Source organism: Chitinophaga sp. 22308 (assembly GCF_052045305.1).
Taxonomy (GTDB): domain Bacteria; phylum Bacteroidota; class Bacteroidia; order Chitinophagales; family Chitinophagaceae; genus Chitinophaga; species Chitinophaga varians_A.
Genome location: NZ_JBQEOP010000002.1, coordinates 1021308 through 1041821, shown reverse-complemented (window position 1 = coordinate 1041821; position 20514 = coordinate 1021308). Strand labels below are relative to the sequence as shown.

The following is a 20514-nucleotide window of genomic DNA, read 5'->3' as shown; positions in this document are numbered from 1 at the left end:
AACAAATATAAGGAATCAGAGGGAAGACAATACCTCGTCCAGATGAGCCAGCAAAGCGTCTGTATTCGCCTTGTTGAACGTCATGGGAGGTTTAATCTTCAGTACGTTGTGCAGCGGTCCGTCGGTGCTCAGCAGGAAACCGCGTTGCTTCATTGCTTCCACGATCACGTCTATCTCGGGAACAGCCGGTTCCAGCGTGTTCCTGTCACGCACCAGCTCCGCCCCAATGAAGAACCCATGTCCGCGCACGTCGCCGATGATGGCATGTTTATCTTTCAGCTTACGCAGCCCTTCCATAAAATAGTTGCCGGTAACTCTTGCGTGCTCCTGCAGGCCTTCTTCTTTAATCACGTTCAGCACAGCAAGCCCTGTGGCCATGGACACGGGGTTGCCTCCGAAGGTGTTAAAGTACTCCATACCGTTGTTGAAAGCATCTGCAATGGCGCGGGTGGTCACCACCGCTGCCAGCGGATGGCCGTTGCCAATGGGTTTGCCCAGCACAACGATATCCGGCGTCACCTCTTGTAATTCAAAGCCCCAAAAGGCGTCGCCCACGCGGCCGAAGCCTACCTGTACTTCATCGGCGATACATACGCCGCCGGCAGCTCTCACCGCGGCATATACCGCTTTCAGGTAACCTGGCGGCAGCGGTATTTGTCCGCCTACGCCCAACAGCGTTTCGCAGATATAAGCGGCTACGCCCCTGCCCTGTTCTTTCAGGCCGGCAATGATATCGGAAACATCTGCTGCATATTTTTCTCCTGCCTGCGGATCATCCGCACGGTAAGGCCCGCGGTACATATCAGGATTGAGCGCTTTATGCGTATGTTCCGGTTTACCGAATCCGCCTTTGCCGTCAAACTTATACGGGCTCAGTTCCATGGCTACCGTGGAAGTGCCGTGGTAGGCATGGTCCAGCACGATCACATCTTTCTGCTTCGTATAATGACGGCTCATACGGATAGCCAGGTCATTGGCTTCGGACCCGGAATTGGTAAAGTAACAAACCTCGAGGGATGGCGGCAGCGTAGCGATCAGCTGATTGGCGTAATCCACCAGGTTATCGTGCAGGTAGCGGGTATTGGTATTGAGCCGCGCCGCCTGCTGCTGCAGGGCTTTCACCACTACCGGGTGGCAGTGCCCTACGTGGCAGGGGTTGTTCACACAGTCGATATAGGTACGGCCTTTATCATCGTAGAGATATTGTAATGCGCCACGGATGATCTTCAGTGGCTCTTTATAGCTGATGCTCAGGTTACGGCCGATGTGCGCCTTACGCTCCGCCAGCAATGGCGCGTAGTCGGCGGTGTCGTTGATCACCGGCGCAAAGCCGCAGGCAGTACGGAAAGCCTGTTGCATCGCCAGCGGATTGACCGTGATCAGGTGGAAGAGCAGTCTCCACGCGCCATTTTCCGTGATGAAATGAAATTCATTGTCGCTGCCTGTTGCTGCTTTTTCTGCGGAGGTAGTCACGCTGATGCATAAACGTGCAGCGATCAGGTAATACAACAGGTCTGTTTCTTCCGGCGTAAGCGGATATGCTTCATGGTACCCTTTCACCACTGCCACGGCAGCTTCCAGCGGGTTTGTCGCTTCCAGCATGGCATAGGTGCAGGCGATGGCCACATTGTTGATCAGCTGTGTATATACCATATCGCCGAAATCAATCAGGCCGCTGACCAGGTCATTTTGTACGAGGATATTGTAGTCGTTGGCGTCGTTGTGGATATAAGCCTTGCGCAGACGATGTTTCACCGGCTGCACTTCTGTTTCAAACTGCAACAGGAAATAGGCAGCCAGCCGTTTCTTTTCCGGGTCTTTGATGCAATGCAGCAGATCGCGGGCATCGAGCGCGTGCGCCAGGTCCCAGCGGATATCGCGGTGCATGGCCGGATGTGAGAAGTTCTCCAGTGTTTTGTCCATTTTCCCGAGAAGACTTCCCCAGGACCCATACAGATCGCGTGTGCCCTTCACCGTTACAACCGGCTGTCCTTCTAGCCAAGTGTATAAACGGATATAGTACAGTTCTTCCGGCGTGGCAATACGGGTAACCGGTTCATCTTTCACATTGCGCACCACCTGTTGAAAGCGGCCTTTGGTATCACCATTGGCCAGATGTTCCAGTATACGCACCTGCGCATCGAGGAAAGCGGGATGCTGGGACTCGCCGGCAATTTTGCATATCCAGGCGTTACCCTGTTCATCTGTCACATAAAAATTGGCTTCATCATAGCCTTCCAGTTCTCTGGCGGTAACGGTAAGACCGTAGTGCTCCTTCAGCAGGTTAACCACCCCGGTGGTAGAAAATGTATAAAACATAGCGTTTGTATTAAAATTTGTCGGCCAGCAGCATCAGCACATGCGCTGCTGTCCAGCTGAAATTCTCCGCATTGAGGCCTTTGCCTGTACGCGGGTGATAGTTCTCGTGCAACGGCTGGTCATCTTTCATGCCGCCGGCGTGTTGCCATAGTTTGTTGACCAGCGTTTGTGCGGCGGCCTGCTGCTTATATTGCTGCAAACCTTTTACACCAAAGTAAAACTGGTCGATCCATACCGGTCCGCGCCAGTACCCGCGTTGCGGGTCAAAAGCTTTTTCGCTGGCGTCCAGCACGGGCAGGGGCACTAAAGTATTAAAAACAGTGGTATCCAGCATGTATTGTGTCATCTTTTTTACGCGGGATGCCGGAGCGATGCCCGCCCACAGTGCTACCCAGGCTTCCGGTCCTTTTACGCGCACCAGCGCTCCGTTCAGACGACGGTCATAATAATATCCACTGGCAGTATCGAAGAAAAGTTGGTTGATCTGTTGGTTTAAGATGGTAACCTGTTTGCGGAAGGCAGCCGCCGCAGCTGGTTTGCCTAACACGATCGCCATTTGTGCGAGTACCGTTTTTTCCTTAGACAGATAGACATTGAGATCGACTGACTCCTGGTCGAGCGACCAGGCGCCGGGGCTGTTTTGCAGCATCTTTGCTTTATCGAAGCGCACGGCGTTGTCCATGCCGCTTTCCCAGGCTGCCGCGATGCGGGTGCCGTCCGTAGAGCCAAACTCACAGAGGCCGTTGCGGTCGTGGTCACGCTCCGCGTACCACCAGTGGTGATAACGTTCCAGCGCGGGGAACATCTCATGGAGGAAAGCGGTGTCGCGGGTGGCGGCAAACACTTCCCACACGGCCCAGGCGGCCAGTGGCGGCTTGGTATCGCGGAAGTTGTTCTCTGTGCTGTCTGCATACACGCAATCTGGCACCATACCGTTGACGGTTTGATAATCGAACAGTGAGCGGATATTGTCCTTCGCCAGTGCAGGCGCAAAGTAAGCCAGTCCTACGGCCTGCTTCCAGCTGTCCCACGACCAGAAGCCATAGAAACCCTGGTACGACGCCGAAGGGAATACGCCATCGTGCCGTAAATGCCCGGAAGCACTACGCCAGTTGGTGAGCAGCGTGATCATACTTTTTACGGCCAGCCTGCTTCGGAAGCTGTCTTTTTCATTAAAAGGCATGCGGCGGAACAGCTGTTGCAGATAGCCGTTCCAGCGTTGTTCATTATGTTGCAGCACGATGTCAAACTCCCGCTCCGAAGTCGTCACCATATTCCCTTCCGGCCAGAAGCCCTGTGTTTGCAGGTCTTCCAGTTGACCGCCTGCCGGTATGGACACATTTCTGGCGGCCGTGTATCCATCGGCGGTAGTCCGTATGTCCCATGGAGCCAGAGCACACCAGTGCAGCCGGAAAACATGTTTAGTACCGGCCAGGCCTATACGTACAGCATTACCTTCGCGGGAAAACTGTGCTCTTTTCAGCAACGCAGCTCCCTGCCATTGCAGCCGCAGCTGCAGCGGTTGCGCACCGTTATTACGAATAATGGTTTGTACTGCGGTTTCGCGGTTACTGCTAAACACCAGCTGCATCTGTACTTGCACCTGCCCTGAACGAAAGCCCAGTTTTAACATGCCCGGATAATAATGCGTGGCCGTTGTGTCCTGCTCCAGTGGCAGTTCCCGGCCATCGGCGTACAGGTGAAGCTGTGCGATGGAGGTAGACAACCACTCCCCTTTCATGTCCATCAGCAGGGGACCGGTGAAGCCGGTAGCTGCGCCGGCCACCGGCAACGCATAGGCATGCCAGGCGCCGTTATCTGAAAAGAAAGAAGCAGCGATGCGGTTGGTATCTTTTACTGTATAGTGGATGTCCAGCACATCCGCAAAATGGTCCCGTTGTGCGCTGGCCGTTTGTTGCATCAGCAGTAACGCCAGCAGCCATTTGATTTTATTCATATCTCTCTTTCGCCTTTTCTGTTGGTTCTTCGCCAGCCCCTAAAGGTCTTAACGTAAATTGATATTGATAAGGTTTGTACACCAGCGTATAAGGCGCATGAGGCTTTGCCCCCCAGCTATTATCACCGCCCAGGCCTGCCTGTTGGAAGTCGATGTTCCACCAGATCAGCGGGTCGTTGTTCATGGAGCCGCCATGTACATTGTGTTTACGGTTGAAGTTGAGCCGGTCCATATCGAAGTGCAGCACGCCCATGTTCAGCAGGGAATCGGTGCGGGCCATCCATCCGTTGCCGGAGGCGGAACGCAGCGCCAGCCAGTGTACATCGGAGCGGTAGCCGCTTTCCTGCGCGCGGGGATAGGGATGGAACAGCGAGTCCGCCGGCAGCGTGTATACGTCTACATCAGCAGCATACTTACGGTCCTGGTAGTTATCGAATGGGCCGCGGCCTAGCCAGGTCACTTTGTCCAGCGCAGGATTGAGCACCATGCGCATGCCCATGCGAGGCAGCTCAGGCATGGTAGTATCACCAGGCTGGAAGTTGACTTTTACGTTCACGTCTCCATTGGCGAAAATCGTATAGTCTACCTCGAAAGTGGCGGCCACCAGCGGCAATGCGTGTTTGGCAAGTATCTGCACCTGCTGCCTGTCCTGCCGTACAATGCTGGCAGACAACAAGCGGGTACTGTCGCCGGCATGTTGCCATACTGCACAGCGCATCTGTTGACTGTTACCGATGTCGTTATCAGTGGCGGCGCGCCAGAAATGTGGCTTCAATGCTTTTTGCATATAGGCGGTGCCGTTAGCAGTAAACTGCTCCAGCCAACCGTTTTTAATGGTAGCAGTAAAAGCGGGGTTGCCTATCTCCCAGCCACCATCCAATTGTTTTACCTGTAAGGCAGTCCCGACAATCGGCTGTTTTTTTACCGGCGCATACCACGGCAGCTCAAACTGATCGGTGGCCAGCGTGAAGCCGGCAGGCAACATGCCGTCCGCTTTCTTCAGCGCGGCTTTCAGGTGCAGGAAATAACGCACACCTGGCTGTGGCTTCACTACCGGCAGGGCTATACGCAGGGTGTCCTGTTGGTGAGGCAGCAATGGCCGGTGCGGCAAATCAGCTGAAGCGAGCACTTTCCCATCTCCCTTCAGTACCCAGGTCAGGCGGATATTTTCGAGCTGGTTAAAGTCATACCGGTTGGTGATCTGCACGAGATCGGCGGACAAACCAACGGTGGCAAACTGCACCGGCTGATATACTTTCTTTACTTCAAATGCCTGCGGATGCGGCGTACGGTCGGCAGCCAGCATACCGTCTGCACAGAAACTGGTATCGCTGGTAGCGCCCACGGTGCCCATATCAGCGCCGTAAGCCCAGATAGCCCTTCCCAGCGAGTCGCGCTGCAGGAAAGTCTGGTCAGAGAAATCCCAGATAAAACCGCCCTGCAACTGGTCATATTTATTGATCAGGTCCCAGTCATCGCGGAGGTTACCGCCGCTGTTGCCCATCATGTGTGCGTATTCGCACTGGACCAGGGGCCGGTCGCGGTACTCTTTCACATACTCCTGCATCCAGGCGATGGATTTGTACATGGGCGCCACGATATCGGTCCATGGTGTATTACGGGCCGGCTCATATTGTACCGGACGGGTATTATCTCGTTGTTTGGTCCATTTGTAGGTGTTGATGAAATTGTCGCCGAATTCACTTTCATTACCGAGTGACCAGGTGATGATGCTGCAATGGTTCTTGTCACGTTCCACCATTCGGCGTGTACGATCGAGGTAGGCCGCCTGCCATTCGGGTTTATCGGAAAGGGTTTTCAACGGGTGCATGCTCATGCCGTCGCACTCGATGTTGGCTTCGTCCACTACATAAAGACCGTACTGGTCGCAGAGCGCGTACCATTCTTCCCGGTTGGGATAGTGGCTGGCCCGCACCGCGTTGATGTTGTATTGCTTCATGGTGAGGATGTCTTTCAGCATTCCTTCACGGTTTACCACCTTAGCGGTGTGCATATCATGCTCATGGCGGTTCACGCCTTTGATGGTAATAGGCTGACCGTTGACCATCAACAGGCCTCTTTTAATTTCCACGGTACGGAAACCGATAGCGTGCGTAATGCTTTCCACCGGGCGGCCTTGTTTGTCTTCCAGTGTGATGAGCAGCTGGTATAGGTTGGGCTGTTCCGCTGTCCAGGATTTAACGCCAGGCAGCAGCTGTTGCATATGTAACATGCTGTCACGACCTATGGGCAATACTTTGGTAAAAACGGGCGCACCGTTGTCCTGCAAGGTTACGCGGATACGTTTATCCTTGTCCGTTGCAACGGGTATTTTATTAAGTGCCAGGTCCAGTTGCAGGGAACCGTCTTTGTAATTATTGACCAGCAATGGTTTGGCGAAGAAATCATAGATAGATAAAGGAGCACGGGCTACCAGGTACACGCTGCGTTCTATGCCGCTCAGCTTCCACATGTCCTGCCCTTCGAGGTAGGAGCCGTCGCTGAAGCGGAACACCTGCAGTGACACCGAATTATTGCCTGGCTGTAGCAGCGGCGTCACGTCAAATTCGGCTGGCGTTTTACTGTCTTTGCTGAAACCGGCGTATTTACCATTTACCCATACGTACACAAATGCGTTGGCTGCGCCGATGTGCAAAATGGTCTGTTTGCCTTTCCAGGTGGCGGGCAGCTGGAAACTGCGGCGGTAAGAACCGACGGGATTTTCTTCTTTAGGGACAAACGGCGGATTGGGCGTGAAAGGGTATTCCACGTCCGTAAAAATATAAGGGGCATAACCTTCCGTTTGCCAGTTGGCAGGCACACGGACCGTTTTCCAGTTTGTTACATCATAAGCGGGTTGTTCGAATCCCTGTGGCCGGGCAGCTGGATTGGCTGCGAGGTGGAATTTCCAGATGCCGTCCAGCGAGAGGGTGAAAGGCGAGCTGTCGCCTTTTATGGCGGAAGCGGCGTCCGGGAAAGGAATAAAATGTGCGTGCGGGAAAAGCGTATGCTCGGAAGGTTTCTGCGGGTTTTCCCAATCGTTGGACTGGGCCAGCAAAGTAGCGGGCAAACACATCAAAGCAAGTAATACAGTTTTCATCATGGTACCGTTGTATAAAACCACCGGCGGCTGCGAGGCCGCCAGTGGGATCATTTAACCGTTATGTATTCTAAAAATTACTATTGTGCCAGTGGGTTGTTCAGCGTTTCCTTCAGTGGCAGCGGGTAATAGCTTTTATCCAGGGTGAAGGTCCTGCCGGCTTCCTGCATCTGTTGCGTCAGCAGGCCCCAACGGCGAAGATCGTAGAAACGGCTGCCTTCCAGGGTGAACTCCATCACGCGCTCATGTACCAGCTGCTTGAACACATCGGCGGTGCTAGTCAGGTTCAGTGGCGGCATAGCAGAACGGGCACGCACATCGTTGATCTCCGCCATCGCTGTAGCGGTAACGCCGATGGCGTTCTGCGCTTCGGCGTACAACAACTTCACATCTGCGTAGCGGATGATCGGGATATTGATAGCGTTGGCGTTTCCCAGTTTATCGAGGCTGGCCGGTATCCATTTACGGAAAGCGATGGTGTTGTTTTCAAACACTTTACCATACGTATAGCCGTATACGCGGGGATTGGCGGCATCGTTAAAATAATCATCGTTAAAAAATACGGTATTGTATACACGATGATCATAGAGTCCGTCGGTGGCCACTTTTCCTTCTTTCAGCATTTCGGTCAGCAGCCGCGGAGCGCCATAGATCTCACCATAACCGCCCAGTTCAGAAGCGGCCATCCAGTCGCTGAGATAGGATTTGTAGTAAGCGCCGTTGGACTCGTCCATGGTTTGTTGCAGTTCAAATACTGACTCCGCGGTATTGGCCGTGGTACCGTTGAACATAGACAGGTAGTTGGGCACAAGGCTATATTGTTTGGAGTCGATCACTTTCTTCAGCCACGCAGAGGCCTCAGTGAAGTAAGTGTTAGCGTTGGCTTTGTCTTCACCGGCACGATAGATGAGCGCTTTACCAAGGTAAGCCTGGGCAGCGCCTTTGGTGGCACGGCCCAGTTCCGTGGCGGCTCTTTCGCTGCGCAGCGGCAGGTCTGGTTCTGCAGCTTTCAGGTCAGCGATGATCATGTCCCATACTTCAGGACGGGTAGAGGGGGCTTTCGGCAGATCTGCTTCACCATTAGGTACTTTATCACGGATGATCACTTTCTCGAAGTTGGTGATCAGCTTAAAATAATAATAGGCGCGCAGGAAGCGGGCTTCCGCCAGGATCATTTTTTTGCTGGCATCATCGATCTGTTTATCGGTCATCATGCTGACATTCTCCAATACCTGGTTGGTGAAGTTGATGCCGCGGTAGTTGTCCCGCCACAGCAGGTCGATAGCATAGTTACCGGAGTTATAGCTATAGTTATAGATCTCCATCCACCAGCTGTAGTTGTAGGCGTCGGCGCCTGGCTCTACATAATCTTCGCGGTAGTATTCGCGGCAGGAACGGGCCTCCACGAAGTTATCCCAGCCGGCGAAGCTTTCTATCCTGGAATAGGCCGCGGCCAGGCCGGTGAGGGCGCGGTCGCGGGAGGTCCAGAAGTTATCCGATGTGAGCTTGTCGGGCGATGCCTGTTCAAGCAGCTCTTTTTTACAGCCGGTATTAAATACCATGGCTGCGGATAATAAGGATATATATAACAAAGATTTTTTCATAACCATTTTTTTAGAATTCCAGCTGTGCGCCAGCCATCAATACTTTGTTTTGCGGATACATCAGGCGGTCCAGGCCACTGTTGAGAATGTCTGTACGGCCAATCTCAGGATCTGGTCCTGAGTATTTGGTGAACGTGAGGATATTCTGTGCGCTTACGTACAGGCGTAACCGTGTGACTTTTATCTGTTGCAGGAGTTGCGGCGAGAAAGCATAACCGAGGGTTACGTTTTTCAGGCGCAGGTAGCTGCCGCTTTCGAGGAAGCGGGTGGATTCGCGGTTATTGTAGTTGGGATCGCCCAATACGGCGCGAGGCACGTCGGTGTTGGTATTCTGCGGCGTCCATGCGTTGAGGGTGCTTACGTCGAAGTTACGGCCGGCGTCCATGCCTTGCAGTTCATATTTATTGCCGTTGTAGATTTTGTTACCGCCTACGCCCTGCCAGAAGAGCTGGAGGTCGAAACCTTTCCAGGCCACGCTCATATTCAGGCCATATTCAATTTTCGGAAAAGAGCTGCCTTTGTAGGTTTTATCTGCGTCGTTGATCACGCCGTCGCCGTTGCTGTCTTTAAAGCGAACGTCGCCCGGTTTGGCATCCGGCTGCAGCAGTTCACCTTTGCTGTTTTTATAAGCCGCCACTTCAGCAGCCGACTGGAAGAGGCCATCCGCTTCATACAGGTAGAAGGCGCCCACTTCGGTGCCTACCTGCGTGGTGTTAGGAACGGGACCGGTGCCGTATTTGAGGCCGGTGCCATACAATTTCTGTCCGTCGTTGGCGAGTGCCAGTACTTTGTTTTTCACCTGGCTAACGGTACCGGTTACACTGTAGCTCCAGTCGCCTTTTTTATCAGCCCAGGTCATTTCCAGTTCCCAACCGCTGTTTTTGAAGCGGCCTACGTTCAGGATCGGGTTGTTCAGTCCATTGCTGGGGGCCAGCTCTCTTCTGATCAACACGTCGGAAGTGATGTTATTGAAGTAGTTGAACGCACCGGTAAGTTTGTTTAAAATAGCGAAGTCGAAACCTGCGTTGCGACTGGTATTGGTTTCCCAGCGCAGGTCTTTGTTACGCAGCTCCCAGGCGGCGCCGCCGGGCCATGCTGTGCTGCCGGAGCCCTGTACAGAGCCACCGCCCCACAGGTTGTTGATTAAGATCAGCTGCTGGTGGTCATAGGCGTTCAGCACTTCTTCATTGCCTAGTTGGCCGTAGCTGGCACGCAGCTTCAGCATATTAAGCCAGGTAAGGCTTTGCATGAATGATTCGCTCTGGATATTCCAGCCCACGGACACGGAAGGGAAAGTACCATAACGGCGGTTGACACCAAACTTGGAAGATCCGTCGCGGCGAACAGCCAGCTGCAACAGGTATTTACCATCATAGGCGTAGTTGACACGGCCCAGCCAGGAGAGGCGGTCAGTCTGCCAGCGGGTGCCGGTAGCGCTGAAGGTACCGCCTTTGGCGCCGTCCATAGTATTAAACAGCGGATCGAGGAAACCACCCGGTACGATGTCGGAAGAGATCTGACCATCTTTCACAGAATAGATGGTGGTTTTACCGTCAGCAGTAGTGAGTACGTTATTGTAGGTTTTTTCGAGCGCGGTGTAACCGGCCAGCAGGTTCAGGCTGTGTTTACCGAAGCTGCGATCGTAGTACAACAGGTTTTCCATCAGACGCTGACGTTCATTGCCACGGTTGTCCTGCAACTGTGCGAACGGAATCAGCGGATCATTGGCGCTGGCACGGTACGGCGGATGATAGGCATAGGTGAAATAGTTGCTGTTGGCCAGGCTCAGGTTGGTGACGAACTTCATGCCTCTCAGCAGTTCAAGCGACAGGCGTGCGTTACCATTAAAATATTGTGTTCTGTTGCTGTTATCATTGTAGAAGTTCACCCCTACCGCGTTCTCAAACTTAGGCAGCTGGTTGATCTGCAAAGCATAACCATATTTTTCCTTCTCGTCGTATACCGGTAACAGCGGTGACTGGAAATAGGCGTCTTTTACGCTGTAAGGCACGTCGCGGCGGTCTGTTTCTGCGTATACCAGGTTGGCTTCCACGGTGAGGCGGCCTTTTTTGTATTCGTTACGGGAGCGGATGGATTTCTTCTTGAAGTTGGAACCCAGGAAAGTGCCTTTCTCATTGGTGATGTTACCACTGAGGCCATAAGTGAAATATTCGCTGCCACCAGTGAGGTTAAGGCTGTAGTTTTCGCTGTTGCCCTGTTGCAGGATTTCATCCTGCCAGTTGGTATTGGCGGTGATACCGCTTTTCAGGTAAGCAGGTCTTTTGGTGCTGGGCGGTGCAGCGTCGTACATCATGGTATGTACCTTCAGGTAACCATCGGCATCGAGCAGGTGTTGTTTGCCGGTAGGGTTTACAATGCTGTACCAGGTGTTGAATTCAATTTTCGGCGCACCTTTTTTGCCTTTTTTGGTGGTGATGAGGATAACGCCGTTGGCAGCCACGGAACCGTAGATAGAGGCTGCGGCGCCGTCTTTCAGTACTTCAATGGAAGCAATATCGTTGTTGTTGAGGTAATAGGGATCTGCGGGGCTGCCGTCTACGATAAACAGCGGCTGGTGTGAGCCGAAGGTGCTGATGCCACGCAGGCGGATATCGGCCATGGCGCCGGGAGCGCCGCCGGTGTTGGTAACGGTGAGGCCTGCCACTTTACCTTGCAGGGCATTAACGGGGTTGTTGCTGGCAACATTGGAAATTTCGTTTCCTTTTACGGAGGTGATGGCACTGCTCACGTTGCGTTTGCTTTGTGTGCCGTAACCTACCACCACCACCTGGTCCAGCACTTTGGTAGAAGCAGCAAGGGTAACGGCCAGCGGTCCGTTTCCGTTGACTGTTACCTCTTGTGTTTCATAGCCGATGAAAGATACTTCCAGCACCGCGCCTGGCTGCAGGTCGGTGAAGCGGAAGGAGCCTTTCACGTCTGTGAGCATACCGCGGGGCGTGCCTTTTACCCGAACGCTGACGCCGGGCAGGGCTTCGCCGGTATTGGACTTCACCACGCCTTCCACCACTTTTTCCTGTGCCGGTTGCGCGGCTGTCAGGGAAGAAGTGGCCGGCGCCGCTTTCACCAGGATGATGTCTTCTGTCATCCTGAACTGCAGCGACGTGGCATGGCCTATTTCCTGGAGTAAACCTTCTACTGTCCTTTCTTTTTTATCGATGGTTACAGGTTTCAATTTTTCCAGATCATCAAGATTGTACGAGAATTTCAGGCGGGTGTTTTTCTCGAGGTACTGAATAACACTGAGTACCTTTGTCTGCCTGAATCCCACGTCAATCTTATCTTTCAAGCCCTCTGCTATTTGCGCCCAACTTAGCAAAAGGGATGATAGGAGCATGGCACAGCATGCCCTCAGAAGGGATGTCTTCTTCATAACGCATTTTGGTTGTTTAGATGTACCTGTGTGGACTATTTACTGATTGGTTGCACAAATAAAGTGTCGTTTTTTGTCACAGACTGCAGTCCATTGACAAAGCAAACTGCTGCCAGCACTTCATTCAGCGGTTTGTTGTTGAATACGCCGTTAAAGCGGATAGGTTTATTTTTACGTGTGATTACTTTTACATTGATACCATACCAATATCCCAGCGTGGCCGCTATCTCGTCAGGAGATGCGTTGTGGAAAACGAGGCGTCCGCTGCGCCAGGCTTTTTCTTTTTCAGGATCGAATTTGTTTTTTACGAAGCGGGCGTGTGCTTTTCCTGTAGTCAGTTGTTCACCGGGTAATAATTCAGCGACGGCTGTTTCCTGTGCCACGCGCACTTTCCCTTCCACGAGGGTGACGGCCGCCTGTTCATCATAATGATAAGCGCGCAGCTTAAAAGCTGTTCCCAGCGCCTGTACCTGCAGGTTGCCGGTATATACCGTAAAGGGCTTGCCTTCCGCTTTGGCCACTTCAAACAGTGCTTCTCCTTCCAGTATAAGGTCGCGTTGCTGCCCGTTATAGTTGGCCGGCACTTTCAGCGTGCTGTGTGCATTCAGGACCACGAGACTTCCATCTGCTAACATGACATGGCGCCGGAGACTGTCGCCGGCTTTGAAAAGCGTATAGGACCCGACATCTTCCCTGGAAGCAGCAGTACGGTTTGCGGCCAGCCACCAGGTAGCGGCGGCCAGTGGCAATACCACAGCGGCAGCGATACGGGTTATCCTTTTCCAGGAAATCCTTTTTACCGGCGTGTCAGCAACGGCAATAGCAGCTTTCAGTTTACCGAATTCGGCTTCCTTTTCATCCGGCGTGATACGCAGGCCTAAGCGGAACAGCCATTCGCGGGCTTTAGCCGCTTCCTCCTGCTTATGCGGGTAGCGTTCCAGCCAGTCTTCCCAAAACAGCACGTCCTTTTCGTTGCTGCGCAGGCAGTAACGGACGAATGAATCGTTCAAAATAAAGTCTTCCGCCTTATACTGCTGTAAGTCCATGCCAGGCATTTAACTATAAAGAGGGGGGTACGTTTGTTTTTTTACCAAAGAAATCAGGAAAAATTTTCCAGATCGATCAAAAGCAGCAGCAGTGCGACAAACGTGGCATCAGTGTATACCTCCCTGATGCGTACGAGGGCATTGTGAATGGTATTATAAATGGTGCGGGGAGTGGCGGCCGTTTTAACGGCTATTTCTTCTATGCTCAGGTCTTCGTAAAAACGCATCCTGATAAATTCTTTCTGGCGGCTGGTGAGCAGGGCCAGCATTTTTTCCAGCTTTTCCTTTACCAGGCTGTCTGTTTCCTGGCGTATGAGCACTGTTTCGTAAGGTTGCTCTTCGGGCTCGGGGAACAGCTGACTATCGGTCAGCACCGTGCCTTTCTGGTTTTTGGTTAACAGTTTATATAGTTTTCTCTTAAAGCAGATAAAGAGGTAGGCCTGAATGTTTTCAGGCATGCCGAGCTGATGGCGCTTACGCCAGATGTCTACAAAAACATCGTTGATGGCTTCTTTCACCATGCCTTTGTCCAGCACAACGGAGATACCGTAGTGATAGAAATTGTCATAGAGGTCGTGGTAGATTTTATACAGTCCCTGTTCATTGTCCTGCTGCATTTCGTACCAGAAGCCGGCATAATCCTTTTCACCGTACCGGCCAGCGCTGGATTCGGTTGAGCGATGTGCATTGAGCATACAGCTGAGCATTTTGGTTGGCCCGTGGGAGCAATTGTTGTTCTGATTCCGACGGCAAATTAATGGTTTAGATTGAAACAACCACCTCTTTTCTTGCAGGCGGCTGACAAAACCGCATCGGGCTTTTCGTATTTTTAATTTTGTTATTTTTATCAAGAATGGTTTTTGTTTATTATCAATCCTCTTAATTTGAAAGCACCCATCATCTTTAGCATGGCCGCCTCCCTGTTGTGGCAGGGCGTAAAGGCCCAGGATTCGTCCGCCATCCGGGCGATCAATGCCAACAGCTTCGCAAGACACATACAGGTATTGGCGTCTGACGCCTTCGAAGGCCGTAAGCCCTTCACCCGCGGGGAAGACAGCGCCATCCACTACCTGGCGGCCCAATTCAAAGCGCTGGGACTGAAACCCGGCAATGGCAACAGCTACTTCCAGGAAGTGCCCATGGTGGCCATCGGCTCCAAACCTGCCGGTAATATGGTGATCAAAGGCGCCAGCGGCGAGGTGTCCCTGCAATATCTCGACGATTATGTGGCCGCCACCCGCCGCGTGCAGGAACAGGTCAGCATCCGTAATTCAGAACTGGTATTTGCCGGGTATGGCATCGTGGCACCGGAATACGGGCATAACGATTACGCGGGCCTCGATGTGAAAGGCAAGACCGTCATTGTGATGATCAATGATCCCGGCTTCGCAGATAAAAGTCTTTTTAAAGGCCGTACCATGACCTACTACGGACGGTGGACGTACAAGTTTGAAGAAGCATCGCGGCAGGGCGCCGCAGGCGTGATCATCATCCACGAAACAGCCGCCGCCAGCTACCCCTGGAAAGTGGTGCGCAGTGGATGGTCCAACTCCAAACTGCATCTGCAGACGGCCGACAATAACATGTCCAGGACCACCATGGAAGGCTGGATCACCCAGGAAGCCGCCAGAAAGATCTTCCAGCTGGCCGGTATCTCCCCCGACATCATGGAAAAAGCAAAACAAAAGGACTTCAAACCGGTAGACCTGCACCTGCAAACATCGCTGGTGATCAACAATACCATCAAAAAATCCACTTCGCATAATGTGCTGGCCATACTCCCAGGCGCCAAAAGACCGGATGAATGCGTAGTGTTTTCAGCGCATTGGGACCACTTCGGCATCGGTGAACCGGTAAAAGGCGATTCCATTTACAATGGCGCCGTAGATAATGCCACCGGCACCGCCGGGCTACTGGAACTGGCCACCGCCTTCACCCAACTGAAACAAAAACCGGCGCGCTCCGTGCTGTTCCTCTCTGTCACTGGTGAAGAACAGGGCCTGCTGGGCTCCGAGTATTATGCCGCACATCCGGCGTTCAAGGCCGAGAAAACCGTGGCCGACATCAACCTGGACGTGCTCAATACTTTTGGCCGCACCAAAGACGTGACCGTCATCGGCATGGGCCAGTCAGAACTGGACGAATATGCACAGCGGGCTGCCGCCAAACAGGGCCGCGTTACGGTGCCGGAAGCCAATCCCGAAGGAGGTTGGTTTTTCCGCTCAGATCACTTTAACTTTGCTAAAAAGGGTGTCCCCGGTTTATACCTGGGCCCAGGCAACGATATAGTGGGCAAAGCTCCCGGCTCCGGAAAAGAAAAAACGGCAGAGTATAACCGTTTACGTTACCACTCCCCCGCTGATGAGTTTAACCCCGATACCTGGGTGATGGACGGCATGGTAGAAGATGTACGCCTCATGTTCGACGTTGGTTATACCCTCAGCAACGAAAGCACTTTCCCGCAATGGAAAAAAGGCTCTGAGTTCAAGGCGTACCGGAAATAAGGTAAAATGATCATGGTACTATTCGGATTAATTATGATAGGGCTGATCCTGTTCTTATACTTCAAGAACCTGGTCAACCGCCACCAACTTAAGAAAACAGCAGTTCCCGATGCCTACCGGGAACTGCTGCAAACACATGTACGCTATTACCAGCAACTCACCGACACGGATAAAAACCGCTTTGAGCAACAGGTACAACGCTTTCTCAAAAGAACGCATATTGAAGGCGTAGGCACGGAAGTAGAACCGCTCGACCGCGTGCTGGTGGCTGCCAGCGCCATCATCCCCATCTTCGGCTTTAAAAACTGGGAATATTTTAATCTCACCAATGTGATCCTCTACCCCGACACGTTCGATGAATCATACCAGTATGAAGGCAACCGCCGCAATATCCTGGGCATGGTGGGCAGCGGCGCGCTCAACGGGCAGATGATCCTCTCCCGCTCCGCGCTACGGGAAGGCTTCTCTAATACCACCGACAAAAGCAATACCGCCATTCATGAGTTTGTACATCTGCTCGACAAAGCAGATGGCACAGTGGACGGACTGCCCACTAAACTGCTGGAACACAGTTATAGTATTCCCTGGCTCAAACTGGTACACCAGACCATCCAGGAAATGGCAGAAGGCCGTACAGATATTAATCCGTACGGTGCTACCAATGAAGCCGAATTTTTTGCAGTGATTTCAGAATACTTCTTTGAACGGCCGGACCTGCTTTCAGAGAAACATCCCGAGCTGTATAAAATGCTGTCGCATATTTTCCAGCAGGACCCGGCTAAAAGCACCGTTTGATCAGGGTTTGCCAGCTTTATCCGCGAGCGCTTTCACGGTGGCTTTCAGTACTTCTATTTCTTTTTGTTGTTGAAGGATATACAACGTAAGCTCTTCGATTTTCTGCATTTGTTTGCGCTGCATATCGCCAAGGTCCAGTCCGTCCCGTTCTATGGCGGCGGCGGAAGGAATGTCAGGAAGGTGTTTGTGCGTGTTGATGTGCTGCTGCACTTCCGCGAGCGATGGCAATTTGTAATCGGGCTCGAAAACATAATCCGCCCAACCAGTTAAGGTCACTTTCATTTTTTTTGCGGTGACAGTTCCCACTACTGCCAACTCAGATTGCGGCCTGGCTGTGCCGATACCAACACGGCCATCATCCGTGATTGTGAAGCGGCCTGCGCACATTCCGCCACCTGTACATCCGGCGTTGTCATAAGCCCAGAACTGCAGGCTGTTTCCATAACCACTGCCGGTCATGTTGTAGATGATCCAATCTTTTGCCTGGCCGGGTTGATTTTTTGCAGGATTAGAGATGAAAACGCGTCCTCCGATGTTGGCGTCGCTAATAGTGCTCATCAGCGCACCTCTGGCAAGAATATTTCCATTTACATCCAGTCTTTGCGTAGGTGCTGTAATACCACCGATACCAACGTTGCCGTTAGCATCTGTTTGGACTTGCGCAGACAGGAACACAGGAAATAACATTCCTAAAAAGGTAAGGGAATACTTCATAGTTGAATACGGGTTATATTGTGATTAATCAAACTTCCTGTAAGATCTATTATTTCCTTCGGAAATCCAAACGGTAAGATACGCCCAGCTGCACGCCTATCCACGCTTTCCGGCTCTTTGGCTCTCCGGCGTTAAAGTTATCACTGATGGTGTATAATGGCTTAAAATAACGCACGTCTTTCAGGGCTGTTTCTTCAGGTCTGCCCAGTGGCATAAGGTCTTTAAAAGTGTAATATTCCGCATTCAGTATGTTCAGGGATATGCCTCCCTGTACAGCAAAATGATCGTTCAGCCGCCTTTCCCCGAGGAGGACCAGCTTATGCCAATGCATACGGACCTGTTTTTGAACAAACGTCGAAGAATCATAGTCAAATTCCATTCTTCCTGTGGTGGCCTGGAAATGTAGGCGCCAATCCTCGTTCATTCGTACGGAAGTACCGGCGCCATAACGCAGCCCGGATGCGCCGCGCCCTGTTCCCCAGGAGGCGATGGCATACAGGAAAGGCATGCCTGCCTGCAACCGGCCGTTTATATAAAAGGATTCTTCCAACGTGATACCTGCGCTTACAAAGGGAATGAGGCCAGGCCCGGGGCCGTCGCCGGCATTGCGGATGCCGGTAAAGGAACTGTTGGAATGGCGGAACCAGTTGGTGAGAAAAAACGAATGTTCACGTTTATTCTTAGCTGTTATACGTTGGGAAGCGGAAACGTCAGTCGTTTTTTGTGGCGGATTATTGGCGGCCGGCTGTTTTCGTATAGCCTCAGCAGTTAGAGGCGGGGCGGCTTCTGCTCTCACACTGGTATCGGGCCCGGGAAGGATGCCAGTGTACCCTTTCTTTTCTTCGCGGGAGAAACTGATATTTACTATCCCATCTCTGCTTTTTTCTTTTTGCCCTTCGGGCGATTTCCTTAGCGATAAGTTTAAGAGGCCGGAATCCGGCCTGTAAAGCACAGTATCTTTCTTATTGACAGCCATGGCGGCTTTCAGGGTATCTGGCCTGATGATGACAGCATCGGGAGATTGTGGAGGACGGGCGATGACGGAGTTTTTAGTCAGCACCGGCATTTGTGGCATAGCAACGTTGTCCGCCGTCTGTGCATTATTTCGAACAGCTTCCGGTATTTTCCGGGAAACGGCCCGTTTTTTCACGATAGCCGTAGCGGGTTTTAGTGTCGCCGCAGCGAGTGCCTGTTTTACCGGTGGCGCATCTACGAAAATAACGTGCCCGCCCAATAAGCGGTAACTGATGCCGGTTTGCTGTTGGATGTCCTCCAGCAAAGCGCCCAGCGGCTGTATTTTTTTATGGAGATGAATTAAGCGGGAAGGCGGGAATTTGCGGGTGTTCAGCGAGAAGCGGGCCCCGGTCTGTTGCCCTACTGCCTGTAACAATTTATCCAGTGGCATTTCCTTTGCCTTGATGGTAATATTTTTTTGAAGGTCAACGGCAGATGACTGACTATAGCCCCGTACAGCTCCTGTCAACAAAAAAACGGTCAGCAGCCATCTACCCACCACAGCCGGCGCCGCTGATAAAAACCTGGTCCTTTTCAATTCTGCATGTGACATTCAGCGTAACAGATATAACCTCAAAAACGTATTCGATAGGTTTGTTTTCAAATGTGCTGCTCATGGTACAACCTTCCAGTGCCTTATTTTCAAATACCACACGAACGCCGTACGCCTTTTCCAATTGTGCGGCAATCTCTTTCAGTGTCATATTTTCGAAATTAAATACCCGGGTGGCATATCCCAGCTGATTGGTATGAAACGCACCGGCAGTGAGCCCCAGTTCCTTCCGGGCGATGTGATAAACACCTTCCTGGCCGGCTTTCACCTGTATGCTGCTATCGCCCCGCGACATGCGCACAGCACCGGTCTTCACCATGACAGCAATGGTGGTGTCGGACTGCCGTACGTTGAAGGAGGTGCCCAATACCTGCACCCTGACATCTCCTACTGACACAATAAACGGTTTATCCGGCCGCGAAGTTACATCAAACCATGCTTCACCCAATAATTTAACGGCACGAACTGTATCTTGAAAACCTGATGCGTATTGCAAAGAAGAATGACTGTTAAGCACCACTGTTGACTGGTCCGGTAATGTGTCCCTGCGTATAGCCTCATCCGTGCGTTCCAACACCTGGGCCAACGTGTTACGCGTATGGTGAGACCGAAGAACGAAAAACAAAACAGCGGCAACGCCTGCCAGCAAAGCCACAGCCGCTGCGACACGGCCTATTCCTGTCATACGGCGGACGGTCGGCCGGGGCGTCAGCCGCGCCTGCAGTTCCTGTAATGCCGTGGCCCTGTCGGGCAACTGGTAGCGTTGTTGTAACGCCGCATCATCCCATATCGCCGCCACCTGGTCATACACCTTCCGGTGGTCGCGGTGTTCCCTGATCCAGTCATCCACAGCCATCGCCTCTTCCGGGGTAGCTTCCCCGGAAAAATATCTCCCTAACAACTCATATGGCAGGTTTTGGTTTTCAGCAGTGCTCATTTTCTGTAAAATTGTAACTTATAAAAACAAACAGGCAAACAATATCATCACCATCACGTCAAACAGCTTGGCTCTCAGTATTTTCAAAGCCTTACCCATCTGTACTTCCACGGTCTTGACCGACAAGCCCAGATCAGCCGCTATCTCAGCATACTTCCGTCCTTCAAAACGGCTTTTGCTGAAAATGAGCCGGCATTGCGGGGAGAGATTATCTATATGTTCCATGATCCGCCGATGCGTTTCTTTGCTCACCAGCTCATTACGGTGCTCAAAAACCGGCGGACGTTGCGCCAGGTAATTGTCTTTCACTTTCTCATGCCGCCTGACATTGAGACAATAATGATATACCGCCGTGTAGAGGTACGACTTGATGGACTGTTGTTCATCAATATCCGCCCGTTTTTCCCATAACTTCAGAAAAACGGCCTGTACGGCGTCTTTTGCCTCGTCATTATCTTTCAGTATCGTGAAGGCATAACGGTGCAACCCCTCAAAGTAGGTATGAAAACATTCTTCCACCAGTTTATCCTGGTCATTTGTCTTGCCAAAATGTATATCCACCTTAATTGTTTCAATAACT

Annotated in this window: 13 protein-coding genes; 2 read left to right on the top strand and 11 right to left on the bottom strand. The window is 52.1% G+C overall.

Going from position 1 to position 20514, the window contains the following annotated elements:
* Nucleotides 1–15: 15 nt before the first annotated feature.
* From ACTJJS_RS11070 to ACTJJS_RS11040, 7 genes are all read right to left on the bottom strand, one after another.
* Nucleotides 16–2319 carry an aminotransferase class III-fold pyridoxal phosphate-dependent enzyme gene (locus ACTJJS_RS11070; protein ID WP_440663740.1) on the bottom strand — a complete coding sequence of 768 codons (2304 nt, stop codon included), beginning with the start codon at nt 2317–2319 and terminating at the stop codon, nt 16–18.
* Between the two features lie 10 nt (nt 2320–2329).
* Nucleotides 2330–4276, bottom strand: coding sequence for an MGH1-like glycoside hydrolase domain-containing protein (locus ACTJJS_RS11065; RefSeq protein ID WP_440663739.1), 1947 nt, complete (start codon nt 4274–4276; stop codon nt 2330–2332).
* Nucleotides 4269–7379 (bottom strand): glycoside hydrolase family 2 TIM barrel-domain containing protein, encoded by a 3111-nt coding sequence (locus ACTJJS_RS11060; protein ID WP_440663738.1) that lies wholly within the window; start codon nt 7377–7379, stop codon nt 4269–4271. The genes ACTJJS_RS11065 and ACTJJS_RS11060 overlap by 8 nt, the downstream gene beginning before the upstream one ends.
* A 77-nt stretch (nt 7380–7456) precedes the next feature.
* Nucleotides 7457–8980 (bottom strand): RagB/SusD family nutrient uptake outer membrane protein, encoded by a 1524-nt coding sequence (locus ACTJJS_RS11055; RefSeq protein WP_440663737.1) that lies wholly within the window; start codon nt 8978–8980, stop codon nt 7457–7459.
* A 10-nt stretch (nt 8981–8990) separates the two neighbouring features.
* Nucleotides 8991–12287, bottom strand: a complete 3297-nt coding sequence (locus ACTJJS_RS11050; RefSeq protein ID WP_440663735.1) for a TonB-dependent receptor — start codon at nt 12285–12287, stop codon at nt 8991–8993.
* Nucleotides 12288–12406: 119 nt separating this feature from the next.
* The gene (locus ACTJJS_RS11045; RefSeq protein WP_440663734.1) at nt 12407–13417 is read right to left on the bottom strand and encodes a FecR family protein; all 1011 of its coding nucleotides are present in this window, start codon (nt 13415–13417) and stop codon (nt 12407–12409) included.
* A gap of 53 nt (nt 13418–13470) precedes the next feature.
* Nucleotides 13471–14112 (bottom strand): RNA polymerase sigma factor, encoded by a 642-nt coding sequence (locus ACTJJS_RS11040; RefSeq protein WP_168872988.1) that lies wholly within the window; start codon nt 14110–14112, stop codon nt 13471–13473.
* 189 nt (nt 14113–14301) lie between these two features.
* Between ACTJJS_RS11040 and ACTJJS_RS11035 the strand changes: the two genes are divergently transcribed.
* Together ACTJJS_RS11035 and ACTJJS_RS11030 are read left to right on the top strand one after the other, a co-directional pair.
* Nucleotides 14302–15921: a M28 family metallopeptidase gene (locus ACTJJS_RS11035; protein ID WP_440663733.1), complete on the top strand. Its 1620-nt coding sequence runs from the start codon at nt 14302–14304 to the stop codon at nt 15919–15921.
* A 6-nt stretch (nt 15922–15927) separates the two neighbouring features.
* Complete coding sequence (locus ACTJJS_RS11030) at nt 15928–16716, top strand: zinc-dependent peptidase (protein ID WP_440663731.1); 789 nt, start codon at nt 15928–15930, stop codon at nt 16714–16716.
* Here the strand turns inward: ACTJJS_RS11030 and ACTJJS_RS11025 are convergent, their stop codons facing one another.
* From ACTJJS_RS11025 to ACTJJS_RS11010, 4 genes are read right to left on the bottom strand one after another with little or no spacing between them, the layout of a single operon-like run.
* Nucleotides 16717–17430, bottom strand: coding sequence for a hypothetical protein (locus ACTJJS_RS11025; protein WP_440663730.1), 714 nt, complete (start codon nt 17428–17430; stop codon nt 16717–16719).
* A 49-nt stretch (nt 17431–17479) separates the two neighbouring features.
* Entirely contained in the window at nt 17480–18997 is a 1518-nt protein-coding gene (locus ACTJJS_RS11020; RefSeq protein WP_440663729.1) for a hypothetical protein, read from the bottom strand.
* Nucleotides 18936–19934: a FecR domain-containing protein gene (locus ACTJJS_RS11015; RefSeq protein WP_440663728.1), complete on the bottom strand. Its 999-nt coding sequence runs from the start codon at nt 19932–19934 to the stop codon at nt 18936–18938. Before ACTJJS_RS11015 ends, ACTJJS_RS11020 begins: the two co-directional genes overlap by 62 nt.
* Nucleotides 19935–19952: 18 nt before the next feature.
* Nucleotides 19953–20495: an RNA polymerase sigma-70 factor gene (locus tag ACTJJS_RS11010; protein WP_440663727.1), complete on the bottom strand. Its 543-nt coding sequence runs from the start codon at nt 20493–20495 to the stop codon at nt 19953–19955.
* Nucleotides 20496–20514: the final 19 nt, after the last annotated feature.